The organism is uncultured Arthrobacter sp. (genome assembly GCF_947495145.1).
GTDB lineage: Bacteria > Actinomycetota > Actinomycetes > Actinomycetales > Micrococcaceae > Arthrobacter_D.
In genome coordinates this window covers 47,449-64,540 of sequence record NZ_CANLXP010000001.1, presented here as the reverse complement: position 1 = coordinate 64,540, position 17,092 = coordinate 47,449, and the positions used below count along the sequence as shown (strand labels likewise).

14 protein-coding genes are annotated in these 17,092 nt (G+C 64.1%); all 14 read right to left on the bottom strand.

Annotation, left to right across the window (positions count from 1 at the left end; all coding sequences use genetic code 11):
- Positions 1 to 50 precede the first annotated feature (50 nt).
- A complete protein-coding gene (locus tag Q0877_RS00290) occupies positions 51 to 953 on the bottom strand; it encodes a cell division protein FtsQ/DivIB (protein WP_299164985.1) in 903 nt (300 codons plus the stop codon).
- Positions 950 to 2,353 (bottom strand): UDP-N-acetylmuramate--L-alanine ligase, encoded by a 1,404-nt coding sequence (gene murC, locus Q0877_RS00285; RefSeq protein ID WP_299164984.1) that lies wholly within the window; start codon positions 2,351 to 2,353, stop codon positions 950 to 952. The genes Q0877_RS00290 and murC overlap by 4 nt, the downstream gene beginning before the upstream one ends.
- Entirely contained in the window at positions 2,350 to 3,465 is a 1,116-nt protein-coding gene (murG, locus tag Q0877_RS00280) for an undecaprenyldiphospho-muramoylpentapeptide beta-N-acetylglucosaminyltransferase (protein WP_299164983.1), read from the bottom strand. The genes murC and murG overlap by 4 nt, the downstream gene beginning before the upstream one ends.
- Positions 3,466 to 3,482: 17 nt before the next feature.
- Positions 3,483 to 4,853 (bottom strand): putative lipid II flippase FtsW, encoded by a 1,371-nt coding sequence (gene ftsW / locus Q0877_RS00275; RefSeq protein WP_299164982.1) that lies wholly within the window; start codon positions 4,851 to 4,853, stop codon positions 3,483 to 3,485.
- Positions 4,854 to 6,401, bottom strand: coding sequence for a UDP-N-acetylmuramoyl-L-alanine--D-glutamate ligase (gene murD, locus Q0877_RS00270; protein WP_299165249.1), 1,548 nt, complete (start codon positions 6,399 to 6,401; stop codon positions 4,854 to 4,856).
- 23 nt (positions 6,402 to 6,424) lie between these two features.
- Complete coding sequence (gene mraY, locus Q0877_RS00265) at positions 6,425 to 7,528, bottom strand: phospho-N-acetylmuramoyl-pentapeptide-transferase (protein WP_299164980.1); 1,104 nt, start codon at positions 7,526 to 7,528, stop codon at positions 6,425 to 6,427.
- The gene (gene murF / locus Q0877_RS00260) at positions 7,525 to 9,048 is read right to left on the bottom strand and encodes a UDP-N-acetylmuramoyl-tripeptide--D-alanyl-D-alanine ligase (protein WP_299164978.1); all 1,524 of its coding nucleotides are present in this window, start codon (positions 9,046 to 9,048) and stop codon (positions 7,525 to 7,527) included. Before murF ends, mraY begins: the two co-directional genes overlap by 4 nt.
- A 6-nt stretch (positions 9,049 to 9,054) precedes the next feature.
- Positions 9,055 to 10,656 (bottom strand): UDP-N-acetylmuramoyl-L-alanyl-D-glutamate--2,6-diaminopimelate ligase, encoded by a 1,602-nt coding sequence (locus tag Q0877_RS00255; RefSeq protein WP_299165247.1) that lies wholly within the window; start codon positions 10,654 to 10,656, stop codon positions 9,055 to 9,057.
- Positions 10,657 to 10,712: 56 nt separating this feature from the next.
- On the bottom strand, positions 10,713 to 12,503 hold the full coding sequence (locus Q0877_RS00250) for a penicillin-binding protein 2 (protein WP_299164976.1): 1,791 nt from the start codon (positions 12,501 to 12,503) through the stop codon (positions 10,713 to 10,715).
- 34 nt (positions 12,504 to 12,537) lie between these two features.
- A complete protein-coding gene (locus tag Q0877_RS00245) occupies positions 12,538 to 13,284 on the bottom strand; it encodes a hypothetical protein (protein WP_299164975.1) in 747 nt (248 codons plus the stop codon).
- Entirely contained in the window at positions 13,281 to 14,285 is a 1,005-nt protein-coding gene (gene rsmH, locus Q0877_RS00240; protein WP_299164974.1) for a 16S rRNA (cytosine(1402)-N(4))-methyltransferase RsmH, read from the bottom strand. The genes Q0877_RS00245 and rsmH overlap by 4 nt, the downstream gene beginning before the upstream one ends.
- Before the next feature lie 224 nt (positions 14,286 to 14,509).
- Positions 14,510 to 14,941 carry a division/cell wall cluster transcriptional repressor MraZ gene (gene mraZ / locus Q0877_RS00235; protein ID WP_299164973.1) on the bottom strand — a complete coding sequence of 144 codons (432 nt, stop codon included), beginning with the start codon at positions 14,939 to 14,941 and terminating at the stop codon, positions 14,510 to 14,512.
- Positions 14,942 to 15,233: 292 nt separating this feature from the next.
- Positions 15,234 to 15,611, bottom strand: coding sequence for a DUF3040 domain-containing protein (locus tag Q0877_RS00230; RefSeq protein WP_299165246.1), 378 nt, complete (start codon positions 15,609 to 15,611; stop codon positions 15,234 to 15,236).
- A 210-nt stretch (positions 15,612 to 15,821) separates the two neighbouring features.
- On the bottom strand, positions 15,822 to 17,066 hold the full coding sequence (gene dinB, locus Q0877_RS00225; protein WP_299164972.1) for a DNA polymerase IV: 1,245 nt from the start codon (positions 17,064 to 17,066) through the stop codon (positions 15,822 to 15,824).
- Positions 17,067 to 17,092 lie beyond the last annotated feature (26 nt).

The following is a 17,092-nucleotide window of genomic DNA, read 5'->3' as shown; positions in this document are numbered from 1 at the left end:
TAGGTGTCCGGTCGCCCGCATGCAATGACCTGTCCAGCGTGTCGGAAAAGTCATCGGGTTACGGGCCTCGAGGGTGTACTCACGTCGTAGACATTCACAGGCGGCTCCTGCTCCGGTTGAGCCAGCAGGGCGGCGATGACCTGAGCCTTCGCCGCGTTCTCCTCTGCACTCCCCCAGAAGATGGTCTTGCCATCGGTCAGCTTCAGCTCGACCGAGTCAATCGAATCAGCCGACGCATGCACGAGTCGCTTCCGAATATCTTCCGGTAGAGCTGCGAGTACATCCGCAATCGAGGAGAACACCGAACTGTTGACTGCGTTTGTACCCCCGTCAATCAGCGGTAGCGCAACGGATTCCCGATCCGCAACGGTGGTGAGTTGCCGGCCTTCGGAGTCGATCAATGTGAAACTTTCGCCGCTCTCCAGGATCGCGACAGGAGTGCGCTCCATAACGGTGACGCTGAGGGTCGACGGCGGCGCCGCTGCCACTGACACATCCTCGATGGGTGGGAAGGCATCGAGCAGGGCGCGGACGTCGTCGTCGCCTATGCGGGTAAGCGACCTGCCCATAAGAGGTTCCAACGCCGCAGTGATCTGGTCTTCCGGTACCAGCCGGTTCCCCTGTATATCGAGAGTGCGCACAGCCAGCGCGGGCGAAAAGACCAGGTAGGCAATCACGCCTGCAACCAACAGCACGGCTGAGATGGCAGCAGCAAGCCACCACCTCCTGCGCCGCCGGCCTCTTGGCTCCGGGAAGGCAATGACCGTGGCGCTTTCATCCTCGCGGTCCAGCAGCGCAACCGGAGCTTCCCTGGACGCCGAGACGCGCTCCGGCCCCGGAGTCCGGGGCTGCCGGGGGTATACCTGCTTTTCGGCCGTGATGGTTTCGCTGCCGTGCGCGGTGCCACCCTGTTTCGCCGGCTTGCCTGGTCTGCGCGGCGGACGGGTTGTCACTGCACACTCCCCTTCCCAGCAAGGAGGTCGACGATCAGCGGACCGAAGCGGGTGACGTCCCCCGCACCAATGGTAAGGATGATGTCGCCGGTATCGGCGCCACGGGCGATCTCCTGCAGCGCAGCATCCGCGTCAGGGGCGTACCCGCCGGGAACGGTGAGCCGCTCGCTGATGAGCCGGCTGGTCACCCCCTCCACCGGGTCCTCCCGGGCGGCATAGATGTCGAGTATCCTCACCGTGTCTGCGAGCGAAAGTGCGACAGCGAACTGCTCAGCGAACTCCTGCGTGCGTGAGAACAGGTGCGGCTGGAACAGGACGTGGACCCGATGCTCACCCGCAACCGTCCGGGCGGCGCTGAGCGCCGCCGCAACCTCAGTGGGGTGGTGGGCATAATCATCGAACACGCGCACGCCGCCGGCCTCGCCCTTGGTCTCGAAACGCCGTGCGGCACCGGAGAAGGAAGCCAGGCCCGCCGCGGCTGCAGCAGGGTCCACGCCGAGTTCAAGTCCCACGGCGAATGCAGCGGCGGCGTTCAGGACATTGTGGCGGCCAGGAACCGCCAACTGGAGTTCCTGCTGACTGTCGAGGCCGTCAACAGTGAAAGAGAGCAGGCTGTTCGACGTGCTGCCGAGGGCGCGCGTGTTGCTGATCCGAACGTCCGCACCCGGGGTGTAACCGTAGGTCCGCACACGCCGTGCGCCGGTGGTTCGCGCCGCCAGGGCGGCAGCACCGTCGTCGTCATGGCACGCGACCAGCACCCCGTCGTCGGCGGGCAACAGCTGAGCGAACCGGTCGAAGGACTCGTACACCGCCTCGGCCGATCCGTAATGGTCCAAATGGTCCGCTTCAACATTGGTGACAACGCCGATGCGGGGACGGTAATTGAGGAATGAACCGTCGGACTCGTCCGCCTCCGCAACGAAAACGTCCCCGTCCGCCCATTCGGCATTGACCCCGAGCGCGGCAACGTCCCCGCCGATCGCGAACGACGGACGAGTTCCGGCGGCCTGCAGCATGACGGTGATCATCGCCGTCGTCGTGGTCTTGCCATGGGTGCCGGCAACAGCAACCACCTCCCGCCCGTCCATCGCGGCGGCAAGCGCCTCCGAACGATGCAGGATGCGCAGCCCGCGCGCCTTTGCCTCGACGAGCTCGGGGTTGGTATCCCGGATTGCGCTGGATACCACCACGGTATCTGCGGCGCCCACGTTCGCTTTCTCGTGGCCGACATGCACCCGCGCTCCGAGGGCTGCAAGAGCCTGCAGGCCACGCGAGTCGGCCGCATCCGATCCGGAGACGGCTACTGAGCGGCCAAGCAGGACACGCGCCACAGCGGACATGCCCGCTCCGCCGAGACCGATGAAGTGGACACGGCCCAGATCCCGGATAACCGTACTCATGAGCGGCCTCCCGCGGCGTCGATGATGAGCTCCGCCATGCGGACGTCCGCGTCGCGTACGCCGAGCGGCGCCGCGGCCAGCGACATCCGTTCCAGCCGTCCGGCGTCCTGCACGAGTAGGAGTGCCTCGGTTAACAGCCAGTCACCGGTCAGCTGCGCATCCTCGACCATGAGGCCGGCGCCGGCGTCCACCAGCTCCGAAGCATTCCGACGCTGCTCACCGTTTCCGTGCGGCAGGGGCACGAACACAGTGGGCAGCCCGACTGCCGCGACTTCACAGACAGTTGCGGCGCCCGCGCGGGCGAGCAACAAATCCGCCGCGGCGTACACCTTCTCCATGCCGTCCACGTACTCGACCTGGCGGTAGCCGTCCGTGGCGAGCAGGGCGCCGTCGGGCCCTGCAACTTGCTTTCCACGGCCGGTGATATGGAGTACCTGGACCCCGGTACCGTCGGCGGGGATTTTGGGCGCCGCGGCGGCCACCGCCCGGTTGATGCTCGCTGCACCGGAGGATCCGCCGGTGACGATGAGCGTGGGGAGGTCTGGATCCAGGCCCAGGTCGACGCGTGCTTGATGGCGCGCGGCCGACCGGTCCAGCGTCGAGATTTCGCGGCGCATGGGCATGCCTACCCACTGCTCCTCGGGCAGACCGGTATCACGGAAGGCCACCGCGACGGTCTTTGCGATGCGGGCTCCCAACCGGTTGGCCAGTCCGGGGCGGGCATTAGCTTCGTGGATGACCACGGGAAGGCGGCGAATCCAGGCCGCAAGATAAAGCGGCGTGGACACATAGCCGCCAACCCCGACGACGACGTCGGCGCCCGCCGAGTCGATGATCTTCAGTGCCTGCCGCACCGCCCGAACGAGACGTACGGGCAGTTTGATCAGATCGACGGACAGTCGGCGCGGCATCGGAACCCGCTCGATGGTTTCCAGCCGGAATCCTGCCGCAGGTACCAGCCGCGTCTCCATCCCCGCTGGTGTTCCGACGGCGATTACACGGGCGGCGGGGTTCGCTTCGACCAGCGCACGCGCAATGGCGAGCAGTGGGCTGATATGCCCGGCAGTTCCTCCGCCGGCAAGGACAAACGACAGGGCAGCGGATTTTGTCACTGTATTCTCTTGGTCTTTCATTTGGTCTTCACGGAGTCCGTCCCGGGACTGGGTGCCGATCCGGCGGTACCCGGCACGGCGGGCGGCATGCGTCGGGCAAAGGCAAGGAGCACTCCCACTGCGGCGAGCGTGAACGTCAGTGCCGAGCCGCCGTAGGAAATGAACGGCAGCGGCACACCGATGACCGGCAGCACCCCGGTCACCATGCCGATGTTCACGAACGCCTGGCCGATCAGCCACACGAGGATGGAACCCATGAGGATGCGAACGAAGGGGTCGGTGTAACGGCGGGCCACGCGCAGGGTGGCCACGGCCAGGATACCGAACAGCGTGACGACCACCAGCGTGCCGATCAAGCCGAACTCCTCACCGATGATGGCGAAGATGAAGTCGTTGTGCGCTTCGGGGATCCAGTTCCATTTCTGCCGGCTCTGTCCGATTCCAACTCCCCACCAGCCGCCTGAGGCCAAGGCGAAAAGACCCTGGTTGGTCTGGAAGCACGGGTCTGTCGCGCTGTCACAGTTCAACCGCAGCCAGGCCTGGATGCGGGTACTCCGGGTGCTGTTCAGCAGGATGGCGCCGAAAGCGCCGGCGATCCCGAGGAGGCCTACCACGGTGAACATTTTGATCGGCGCGCCGGCAAAGAACAGTGCGGCCGCGATGATCATGCCGAGGATTATCGCTGTTCCCAGGTCACCGCCCAGCATCACGAGCAGGAGGATGATTCCACCGAGCGGCGCCACCGGTACAAGCGCGTGCTTCCAGTCCCGGATCAGGCCGCGTTTGCGCTCCAGAACCGTAGCGCACCACAGGGCAAGTGCAAGCTTCGCAGGTTCGGACGGTTGGAGCGACTGGTTGCCGATCCGGATCCAGTTCTGGTTGCCGTTGATGTTTTCACCGATCAGCAGCACCAGGACCAGCAGGACAATGGCCACCCCGAGACCAGGCCAGGCGAGGAACTTGAAGACCCTCGGCCCGAATCTCGACAGGACAAGCATCAGCACGACTCCGAGCACCGCGTACATGCTCTGCTTGAAAAAGAAGTCGAAGACGATTGCGCCCTCGTCTGTAGGCTCAACCGTGGAAGCTGCGTTGGCAATCGACTCAACGGACGACGCCGACAGCACCATCATGAGCCCGATGGCCGTCAGAGCGAGCGTGGCGCCGAGAATCATGTAGTAGCTTGAACCGCTGGTCTGCCGGTCGGAACCCTCAAGGAAGCGCCACATGCGTCCGAAGGCTCCCAGGACCCCCTTGCGCTCGGTGCGCGCTGCCGCTGCGGTAGCCGGAGGTTCGGTGCGCGAATGCACCGGGGTGCTGTTACCACCGCTGGAGTGCTGCCGCACCGCCGGCTTCCGGCGTGTTGGCCGGGTGGGCGTGCTGACCATTTACAACTCCTTAGCGGTGAATCCCTGCCCCTCCACAATCCCGCGGACCGCCTCGATGAAAGCGGCGCCGCGGTGAGCGTAGGAAGGAAACTGGTCCATCGACGCTGCTGCCGGCGCCATGAGAACAGTGTCGCCGTCCGCGGCGATCCGCAGCGCTTCGGTTACTGCCGCGCGCATGGCCTGGACGCCGTCTGAACTCGAGTGCTGGGACGGCAACTCGTCCTTACCAGTGTGACCCGCGGCGAGGTCGATCACCGGAACATCCGGCGCGTGTCGGCGTAGGGCGGAAGCGAGATCAGAGCTGTCGCGTCCGATAAGGACGGCTGCCTTGAAGCGGGCCGCGTTGTCCCGGACGAGGAGGTTGTAGTCCACCCCCTTGGAGAGCCCACCCGCGATCCAGACGACGCTGGAGAACGAAGACAGGGCGGCGTGCGCGGCATGCGGGTTGGTCGCTTTGGAATCGTTGATCCAGAGAACGCCGTCCCTGGCGGCAACCAGCTCGATGCGATGCCCGGAAGGTTCGTAATTGAGCAGTCCGTCCCGCACTGCAGCCGCTGGAACGCCTGCGGCCCGGGCCAGCGCGGCCGCTGCAAGGGCATTCGCCACGAGGTGACGGGGAACAACCTCGCCAAGATCCGTCACTGAGGCGAGCTCGGCGGCTGAATCCTTGCGCTGTTCGATGTAGGCCCGGTCCACCAGCAGCCCGTCGACGACGCCGAGCATGCTGACGGCAGGGGTGTCGGTGGTGAAGCCGATGGCTCGGCAGCCTTCCTGGACGTCGGCTTCCTCCACCATCCGCTCCGTAGCGCCATCTTCCGCGTTGTAGACGCAGGCAAGACGCGTGTTCTCGTAGATTTTCGCCTTGTCGGCGCGGTAGCCCTCGAAACCGCCGTGCCAATCCACATGGTCTTCGGCAAGATTGAGGCAAACGCTGGCGAGCGGGGCAAGGCTGAAGCTCCAGTGAAGCTGGAAACTTGAAAGCTCGACGGCGATGACGTCGTAACCCTGCGGATCACGAATAGCGTCAAGCAGCGGAGTTCCTACATTTCCCGCCGCGATGGCGCGAAGGCCGGCCGCGCGCAGCATCGATTCGGCAAGGGTGACGGTGGTGGTTTTGCCGTTGGTTCCGGTAATGGTCAACCACTCCGCAGTCGGTCTGCCCTGGCGGACACGTACCCGCCATGCGAGCTCGACATCGCCCCAGACCGGGATGCCGGCGCTGGCGGCGGCTGCCAGCAGCGGCTGGTCGGGGCGCCAGCCGGGAGAAGTCACAACCAGCTCGGGTGCCTCCCCCTCGATCGATGGGAGTGCGGCCGCCGCATCGGCGCCGAGCAGAACATCCACCGCCCCGACGATCCGGAGGGTGTCGGCCTTTGCCCTGTTTTCCTCCGAATCGGTGGCATCACACACTACGACGCGTGCGCCGAGTTCGATCAGGGTGTCAGCGGCGGAAAACCCTGACAGGCCGATCCCTGTCACCACCACGCGCAGTCCAGACCAGTCGGAGTCCCAGGTAGTCAGGTTTCCCAAACGGTCAGAGATATTCAATTGGCTCTGGTCACCGGCATTGCTCACAGAAGTACAACCCATTCAGCGTAGAAGATCCCGAGCGCGACGGCCACGAACAGGCCGGCGAGGATCCAGAAGCGCACGACCACCGTGACCTCCTGCCAGCCCTTCAGTTCGAAGTGGTGCTGCAGCGGGGCCATTTTGAAGACTCGTTTGCCGCCCGACAGTTTGAAGAAGCCCACCTGGATGATCACGGAAAGCGTGATCATGACGAACAGGCCCGCCATGATGACGAGAAGGAGCTGCGTACGGGACAGGATCGCGAAGCCGGCGATTGCTCCGCCGATCGCGAGCGAGCCGGTGTCGCCCATGAAGATCTTGGCCGGCGAGGTGTTCCACCAGAGGAACCCCACCAGCGCACCACACATGGCCCCGGCAATCAGCGCGAGATCCAGCGGATCGCGAACCTCGTAGCAGATATTGGTCGGCACGTCGGGTGACGCGCACCGCTGGTTGAACTGCCAGATGCCCATGAGCATGTAGGCACCAAAGACGAAGACGGAAGCCCCGGTGGCCAAACCGTCGAGGCCGTCGGCGAGGTTCACGCCGTTGGTGGCAGCCGTGATTATCAGATTGGACCACAGCACGAAGAGGATGGCGCCGAGAATCGATCCGGCGAATGCCAGGTCGAATGCGGTGTCCCGGACAAACGAAATGGCGGTCGATGCAGGGGTACGGCCGTTTTCGTCGGGGAAGTTCAGGGCAAGGACGGCGAACAGGATACCCACCACCGTCTGCCCGATGATCTTCGCCGGTGCGCTGAGGCCGAGGCTGCGCTGCTTGGATATCTTGATGTAATCGTCGAAGAATCCCACCACGCCCATGCCGACGGTGACCAAGAGCAGAAGGAGACCGGAGACCGTCGGTCCGTCCGACGCTCCCGCGGCCATCATGATCACGTGCGTGGCGAAGTAAGCCAGGACGACCGAGCCGACAATGACGGCGCCGCCCATGGTGGGTGTTCCGCGTTTGGTGTGATGTGCTGTGGGTCCGTCATCACGGATGAACTGGCCGTAACTCTTGCGTACCAGGAGCCTGATGAACAGCGGGGTTCCGACCAGGGCGAGGAGGAGGGCGGAAGCTGAGGCAATCAGCAGCGAAATCACAGCGAGGGGCCCCCTTGGTTTTTCGGACCGGGTCCAAACGAATCAGCCTGTGACCCAGGATCAGCTACGGGCACCGCCGTGGACTTGTCTGACGCTAATGCTAACCGATCACCCAGATGCCGGAGCCCGGCGCCGTTGGAGGACTTCACCAGGACGAGATCTCCCGGCTGCAGTTCACGTTCAAGGATCCCCTCGGCCTCGGCGACGTCCTTCACGAAGATCGCTTCGTCGCCCCAGGATCCTTCCAGTACGGCGCCGGTGTGAAGCGCCTTGGCGCCGTCTCCGACGACGAGCAGTTTTGAGATGTTGAGCCGGACAGCAACTCTTCCCAGCGCGTCATGGGCAGCGATGGAGTCCTCGCCCAGCTCAAGCATCTCGCCCAGCACAGCCCAGGTGCGGCGGCCGCGGCCGAGCTCGGCGAGCGTTGCAAGCGCTGCGCGCATCGACTCGGGATTGGCGTTGTAAGCGTCGTTGATGACCGTCACCCCGTCCTGCCTGTCAGTGCGCTCCATGCGCCACCGGCTGACCGCGCGGGCACTGCAGAGCCCGGAAGCGATCCGCTCCCCGGGAATCCCGAGCGCATGGGCAGCCGAGGCCGCCGCAAGAAGGTTGGCAACGTGATGCCGCCCGATCAGCAGCGGCCGGACCTCATGACGGCCGCCGTCGGAAAGGACCAGCGAGAAACAGGGGTTGCCCTCGACGGAGAGCGCCACGTCCTCGGCCCGGACGGCGGCGCTGCCGGCGCGGTGGAAGGTCGAGTCCTCAGTGAAGAAGGTCACCCGCGCCCTGGTGTGGTCGGCCATAGCCGTCACTCGCGCATCGTCACCGTTGAGAATGGCGACACCCCCATCCTCCAGGGACCGCGGCAGTTCTCCCTTGGCCTTCGCGATCATCTCCACGCCGCCGAACTCCCCGGCATGCGCGGAGCCCACACAGAGAACAATTCCGATGTCGGGCTTCACCATCGACGCAAGGTATTCGATATGCCCGACGCCGGTGGCTCCCATCTCGATGATCAGATAACGGGTGCCGTACTCGGCTGAGAAAACAGTGAGGGGAACGCCGATCTCGCCGTTGTATGAGCCGATTGGAGCGACAGTAGGACCTTCTTGCCGCAACACTTGCGCCAGTACGTCCTTCGTCGTGGTCTTGCCGGCAGAACCGGTAATGCCGATGACCGTGAGCGGTGAATGGGCGCGGAGGCGGCGTACCACCTCACCGGCAAGCTTGCCCATAGCTTCCACAACGTCAGATACCACCACCGCAGGAAAGTCTCTTCCGCCGTCGTCGGTGACAATCCGTTCAACCAGGGCGAGAACCGCGCCGTTGGCAAAGGCGCTGCCAAGGAAGTGATGGCCGTCGGTGGACTCTCCCGGCTTGGCGATGAAGAGCCCGCCCGGGCGGCTCTCGCGGGAATCGGTGGTGGCCGAATGGACGACCAGCGACGAAGCCTGCCGGGCCGACTCCGAAAGCGTTCCGCCCGTAACTGCCGCGATGTCGGCTGCGCTGAATTCAATCATGACGATCTAGGACTCTATCCTGTTGCCGGAAAGCACAGAGAATCCATGGCGTGTCAACGCGGCGGCCAGCTCAACCCGGTCATCGAGGGGCAGATTCACACCCTTGACCTCCTGCCACACTTCGTGCCCCCGCCCCGCGACCAGCACCACATCGCCCCTGCGGGCAAGGGACACTGCACGATCGATCGCCTTTGCACGCGGAAATACCTCCATGATCTCGCACTCCAGATTTTCAGCTTCGCGTGCCGCGCGGGCACCCTCAAGCACGCTCGCCCGGATACCCGCCTCGTCCTCATCATGGGGGTCGTCATCGGTAACGATCACGACGTCGGCCCGACGTGCGGCCGTGGCGCCCATGATCGGGCGTTTGGAGACGTCCCGCTGGCCGGTGGCACCGAAGACGACAAGCACCCGGGAGTCGGTGCCCGGCACCCGAACCGAATCGAGTGTCAGGGCCAGCGCGTCCGGGTTGTGTGCGAAGTCCACGATCGCCGCCGGGCTCTCGCCGATCAACTGCATGCGTCCGGGCACCTGGGTGGTGAAAGGGTCGTGCTCGTCGGCCGCCCGCTGCAGGTCGGCCGCAGTTATACCCGAAGCGAGAACCATGACAGCGGCCAGGGCGGCGTTGGCCACATTGAAGGTGCCCGGGAGGCCGCAACGGAGGCGCAACTGTTCGTGCTCCGGACCTGTAAGCGTGAAGGTGTGCCCAAGACCGGTCCGCTCGACCTGCGAGACGCGCCAGTGCGCCCCAGCCAGGCCCGATGCCGACACCGTGATGGTTTCCACCCCGGCTTCATCGGCCATTCGGCGGCCCCACTCATCATCCACCATGAGCACCGCGCGGGAGGTACGTTCCGGCCGGAAGAGCGCGGCCTTGGCAGCAAAGTATTCCTCCATACTCCCGTGGAGGTCCAGATGATCCTGGGTCAGGTTGGTGAAGCCCGCAACGTCGAAACGGACTCCGTCGACACGGCGGTACTCGATTGCGTGTGAGGAGACCTCCATCGCGGCCGCATCGATGCCGTGCTCCCGCATGAGAGCGAGGATGCCGTGCACCTGCGGAGATTCCGGCGTGGTCAGCGTGGACGGAATGGCCGTCTCGCCGGCCCGAATCTCGATTGTTCCGATCAAACCGGTGCTCTTCCCCAGCGCGGATTCCAGTGCATTGAGGAAGTAGGTGGTTGTCGTCTTTCCGTTGGTGCCGGTCACGCCATAGAGGACCGGACGATCAGCAGCGGGCTGGCTGTTGAAAACGACGGCGGCGAGCGGCCCCACATAATCCCGCACCGGAGTTGCGAGGAAGAGCGGGACGTCAGAGCCGTCCAGCGCCGTCGTCGCGGCTTTGAGGCCCGATTCGTCAGTGAGCACGGCCGCCGCTCCGCGAGTCACAGCCTGGCCGGTGAAGTCGGCTCCATGACGGCCCGTACCCGGGACAGCGATGTACAGGTCCCCGGTGCGGACCTGCCGTGAATCGATGGTGACGCCCGTGATCGCTGCCTGGCTGCCGCCGTCGTTCCCCAGGTCCACCTGCTGCACGGGGGGCAGATCGGAACCCAGCGCGGCGAGCACCTGGCTCATTGTCCGTGGAAGGACGAAGGCCGGCCGCATGCGGGCGCCGACAGCTGAATGTTCATTTGTGGACACGTTGGGCCTGCTAACGCGGATCAGTACACGACCGGGTAAGTTTCGGGCTTACCGGTCGAGGGCGGGACGCTGTTCGAGTTGAGAACGTACTTCATGACCTTCTGGAAGGACTCCCCCGGAACCAGATAGTACAGGTCTCCCTGGGGCCGCTGCAGGGTCACCACAACGATGTACTGCGGATCCTCCATCGGCGCCATGCCGGCATAGGAAAGCGTGTAGCCGTCGTAACCGCCCTGCGGACTGGGCGCTTCAGCGGTGCCGGTCTTGGAACCTACCCGGTACTCCTCAAGCGCTCCGGATGCACCGGATCCTTCCACCGTGACTGTCTCCAGCATGGTGTGGAGCTCATCTGCGGTTTCCTCGGAAACCACCCTTGTGCCCTCCGCCTGGGGAACCTCGTGCTCAGTGCCGTCGGCGTCGATATAGGCGTCGATGAGCCGGGGCTGCAGCCGGACGCCGTCATTGGCCACAGCCTGGTAAACCATGGCCGTATGCAGCGCGGTCTGGGCCAGGCCCTGTCCGAAAAGCACGGTGTACTGCTGGCGCTCGTCCCAGGAGTCCGGGGTGGGCAGGATGCCCGCAGTCTCGCCATTGAGTCCCACGTTCAGCGGCTCGCCGATTCCGAACTTGCGCAGCCAGTCATAACGCTGCTGATTGCTCAGTTGTTCACCGATCATGACCGTGCCGGTGTTCATTGACTTGGCGAAGATACCCGCCGCCGTCCGCTTCTCGGTTCCGTGCTCGAATGCATCCTTGAAGGTCTGGCCATCGACGGTGTAGGTAGGCGGGGTTTCAAACCTGCTGGTCGGTTTAATGATCCCCTCCTCAAGCGCTGCGGCCATGGTAATCAGCTTGGTGGTGGAGCCCGGCTCGAACGAAGCAGTCACCGAAAGGGGCTTCCAGAATGTAGGGTCGGTAGCCGCGTAATCATTCGGGTCAGGTGTGGTTGACTCGGCCATCGCCTTGATGGCCCCCGTCTTCGCTTCCACGACCACTATGTTGCCCCACTCGGCGTTGTAGTCTTCGACCTGCGCGGCGATAGTCTGCTGCGCGAAGTACTGAAGGTCCTGATCGATAGTCAACCGTACCGATTGACCGTCCTGGGCGGGCACGTCCTCATTGGTCGCGTACGGTATGCGGATGCCGTCGCCGCCGATTTCAAAGGTGCGGCTGCCCGGCGTTCCGGTCAGCTGCTCATCCTGCGTTAGTTCGATGCCGCTCAGGGCGCGTCGGTCGCCGCTCATGAAGCCGAGAATGGATCCCGCGACTGCTCCCGAGGGGTAGGTGCGCAGCGTTGTGGGATCGGCGTAAACCCCCGGCATCCCGACAGCGAGCACCCGGTTCCGCACATCGGGAGTCACGGAGCGCGCAACAAAAGCGAATGAGGCGTCACCGAGGACCGAAGCCTTGAGCGTCGCGACATCCTGTCCGAGGATCGCGGAAAGCTCCTCGAAGCCCTGCTCCAACGGGATGTCCTCGACACGCTCATCTGTCTCCGGGTTGTACCGGTCGAAGGTCTCCCCGCCGCTGAGCCTCTGATCCACCACGATGTCGAAGCGCTGCACGGTGTGCGCAAGTTCATTGCCTTCGTCGTCAAGGATGCTGCCGCGCAGCGCGGGCACCTGCTGGGTGACCAGCCGCTTGTTCAGCCCTGCCTGCGCCATTCCGCCGAGGTCCAGGCCCTGAACCTGAAACAGGCGGACTCCCAGAACCAGCAGCAGAATCAGGACGAACGCGAGCCCGACCCGAAGCCTCGCGGCTCCGAGCGCGACCCGTCGTGTTTCATGCTGGGGGTTGTCGGCTGGTGCCACCGTGGTTCCTCGCTGGTTGTGTACTGCTTATCTCTTACTGTCCGGGCGCGGCCTGGGCGGGTGCCGGGATGGTTCCGCCATTGGCCGGCGCCTCCGCGGGAGCTTCAGCCTCCGCAGGAGCTTCAGCCGGCGCGGCTTCAGCCTCCGCAGGAGCTTCTGCCGGCGCGGCTTCAGCCGGCGCAGCAGCTTCGCTGGACGCTTCAGCTTCGCTGGACGCTTCTGCCTCGCTGGGCGCCACAGGCGCAACAGCTTCACTGGGCACGTTCACTGCTGGTGCCGGTACAAGAACAGGCGGTGCATCGGACTCCTTGGCTGGCTCCGGGCTTCCGGTGACTGCCAACGAATTTACATCAATGGTTCCGAAAGTCGGGGACGCGACCATGTCGAGTTCGTGCGCCGCCACAGCGAGGTTCTGGGGAGCCTTGAGACTCTCCAGCTGCTGCGTCAATGCCTGGTTCTGCTCCGCAAGGGCTACTTCCTCGCCACGCAGCGACACCAGCTTGTACTGGCTGCTCGAGACGGAGATGTTGAGCATGAGGACTACCACCAGTGCGGCGATCAGCGCGGCCATCGAAAATACGGCGAACGGTACCCGGCCACGCGTGGGTGCTGCGGGAACCACCGAGAGCGGGGTCCGGCGTCGTTCGCGTTCAGGTTGTGCGTCAGGACGCGAAATGACCGGATGTTCGAGGGCTCTGGCGGTATTTCCGGCAACTGCGCCGACCGTTGCGTGAGCTCTGCGATGCGCAGACGGCCTCTGCTGCACTGTTTGGCTCATCATGCGTTCCTGTCTGTCGTGCTGGATTCTGTCGTGCTGGATTTGATGCGTTCGACTGCCCTGAGCTTCGCGGATGCGGCGCGCGGGTTCTCGGCGATTTCCTCGTCGGTGGGGGCTTCGGTGCCCCTGGTCAAGGTTTTGAGCCAGGGCTTGTGTTCTTCGAGCTCCACCGGGAATCCGACGGGAGCAGACGAGCGGGTCCCCGCCGTGAACGCGGCTTTCACGATCTTGTCCTCGAGTGAGTGGTAAGACATCACCACCACCCGTCCCCGCACGCCGACCGATCCAAGTGCTGCCGGGATTGCGCGGGTGAGTACCGAAAGCTCTTCGTTGACCTCGATGCGCAGGGCCTGGAAAGTGCGCTTGGCCGGGTGTCCGCCGGTCCTCGCGGCTCCGGCGGGAACAACCGACCGGATCACATCGACCAATTCACCGGTTGAGGCGAAGAGTTTGGTTTGACGCGCCGAGACGATGGCTGACGCAATCCGCCCCGCGAACTTCTCCTCGCCCCAGGTGCGGATGATCCGCCGCAGGTCGTCTTCGGAGTAGGTGTTCACGACGTCTGCAGCGCTCTGCCCTGCGCTCGTGTCCATCCTCATGTCGAGGGGTGCGTCATAGGAGTAGGCGAACCCGCGCTCCCGCTCGTCCAGTTGAAGAGAGGAAACGCCGAGGTCGAACAGAATTCCGTGTACCTGCCCGATGCCGAGGTCCTCGAGCACCGAAGGGATTTCGTCGTACACCGCATGCACGAGGTCAGTGCGGTTCTGATACGGCGCCAGCCGCTCTCCTGCCAGCCGCAGGGCCTGCAGGTCGCGGTCTATTCCCACAAGATGAAGCCCCTCGAACCGCTGAAGCAGCGCCTCGGAGTGGCCTCCCATACCGAGAGTTGCATCGACGACGACGGCGCCGTCACCGGCAGCCTCGATGGCGGGAGCGAGGAGGTTGATGCAGCGGCCCAGCAGTACGGGAATGTGTCGTTCCTGAGTGGGACGCTCCTCCCCCATACGCCCGCTCCTTCCTGCTCGCTCGTTCAGGCTGCTCACCCGAGTGGAATCATTGCGTTGGTTCTTCGATCAGATCCCCATCCGCTCCTGGCTTCCGCCTGCCTGGCTCCGGGGAAGGTGAGCCAGGAAGTCGAAAGCTGGGCGGCTGGAGGTCTCATCCAAGACCCGCTTGCAACTTCGTAATTCTTCTAATGCTGTTGATCCTGCGTGACTGGCAGCGACTGTCAGAGAATTCCCGGCAGCGCATCTTCGTCGGTTTCGGAGAAGGCGGTTTCCTTCTCCTCGAGGTAGGTGCTCCATGCGGTTGCGTCCCAGATTTCGGCGCGGTTTCCTGCACCGATAACTGCCAGCTCGCGATCAAGCCCCGCGTAACTACGCAGCATCGGTGGGATGGTCACCCTGCCTTGCTTGTCCGGGACCTCATCCGAAGCACCGGACAGGAAGACCCGGATGTAGTCCCGAGATTGACGCGATGAGATTGGCGCATCACGCAATTGCTCATGAACCCGTCCGAATTCCTGCTGGCTAAAAACGTAGATGCAGCGCTCCTGCCCCCTGGTCAGAACCAGACCGTCGCTCAGTTCATCGCGAAACTTCGCCGGAAGGATCAACCGCCCCTTCTCGTCCAGCCGCGGCGAGTGTGTTCCGAGGAACATCCGCCACCGCCTGTCAGTCCGGGAGAGCCAAGCGCCACCACTACGCTCTTATAGCCTCCACTTTACTCCACAATCCTCCCCCGTCAATGCAGCTCCGGGTGTTTCGCCGCTTCTTCGCTCTTTCGACCCGCGCAACAGTAAGGAATCGAGGGGTGCGGGCCGGTGGAGGGAAATGGACGAACTTACGGGGAAAGCGGATGGAAACAGCGCGGAACGCTGTCGCAGGAGGATTAAACGCCACAGGGCCTGCCTTTCGGCGGGCCCTGTGGGGGAAAGTGGAGGAAGTGGGGAGCTACGGTTGATCCCGTTTACGCTCGTCCCACTTTTCTTCGAGACTGCTGAGGAAACTGCCCCGGGGAGAGCTGGAGGCCTTGGCTGCTTTGCCGGAACCAGGCACCGCTCCGTCCAGCTTTGATCTGGTGGTGGCGTAGTACACCCCGGCGCCCATGATGAGGAATCCCGCCACTCCCACCGGAATGAACTGATTCCAGATGCCAAGGAGCAGGACCGCCAGGCCGGCGATGGTCACCAGTGATCCAAGCACGATTCGACGCGTGGACATCGACCGGCTGGTACTTGACGCCATGGAGTGCGCAAACTTGGGATCGTCGGCATGAAGCTGTTGTTCCAACTGGTCAAGCAGCCGCTGCTCGTGCTCCGAGAGTGCCATCACTGCCTCCTTGCTACTAATACCGAATCCCTCAAAGCCAACAACGAGTTCAGCCGGGAACTGGTTCCCGGCTGCCGCCGCTGCAGATAGCTGCAGCATGCTGATCTGAGTGGGTCAACACCTGGTTGCTCCCTAGTAATAAGGATAGTTTGCATTCACGCGAAGGGAAAGCCGCAGTCATGGGCTGAGAGGCTGTGCGCAGCGGCGATTTCACGGCGTCGACGGCCCGCTCGACGGGTGACCGTCTCTGGTCTCCGTCCGGGGCCTGAGCAGCCGGGCCGGCATGACCATGGAAGCTCCGAATTTGCCGCTCACCCTGTCGAGGGCCTGCTCGGCGAGCCGCCAGTTGTCGTCCTGCCGATCAATAGTCAGCTGATGGGAGCTGCCGGCTCCGTCTTCGAGCCGCTCTGCACGGATCCCGATGAGCCGCACGCTGAGCGGGCGGGCGCCGACCGATTCCAGAAGCTGGCACGCTGCCATATATAACGCATGCGAGCTGTCAGTCGGCTCGGGAAGACGCCGCGACCGGCTCAGCGTAGTGAAATCCGCATAACGGAGCTTCAATGACAGTCCGCCGGTCCGCAGCTGCGCCGAACGGAGTCGGGAAGCTGTGCGATGCGCGAGGCGAAGCAGCTCGGCATGAAGGACGTCATCGTCGTCGACGTCGGACGCGAAAGTCTCCTCCGCACCAATGCTCTTCTCCTGCCTGCTCACGGTAACCGGACGGGCGTCCTTCCCCCAGGCGAGCTGGTGGACGTGTACACCGGTGGCGCCGAGAGTCCGCTGCAGTACCGGGACCGGCGTGTTCGCGACATCCTCGACCGTTCGAATTCCCAGGCGCGCGAGAACCTCCTGCGTCTTGGCGCCGACTCCCCACAACGCCGACACGGGAAGTGTGTGCAGGTATTCGACGGTTCTTGCCGCCGGAATCAGAAGCAACCCGTCAGGTTTGGCCCGCGTGGAAGCAATTTTCGCGACGAACTTGGTTGAGGCAATACCCACGCTGGCTGTGATGCCGAGTTCCCGATGGATCGTTGTTCGGATCAGCTCGCCGATCGCCCTGGGCTGGCCCAGCCGGCGGATTGATCCGGCAACGTCGAGAAAAGCCTCGTCGACGCTCAACTGCTCAACCATCGGCGTGATGGTGCCGAAAATCTTCATGACGGACGCCGACACCTCTGCATAGAGGTGATGATGCGGTTCGAGGATAACGGCGTGCGGACAGAGCCGCATGGCGGTGGCCATGGGCATTGCTGAGCGGACTCCGAACCGCCGCGCCTCGTAGGAAGCGGACAGCACAACCGACCGGCCCGACGGCGAGCCGGCGATCACGGCCTTGCCCCTGAGCTCAGGGCGTGAGAGCAGCTCCACCGAAACATAAAACGCGTCCATGTCCACGTGGAGGATGGTGCAATCCGCGTCCTCGATTCCCGCGAGGTCGGAACGGTCGGACATAGTGTCCATCCTAGTGCGGTGTACCT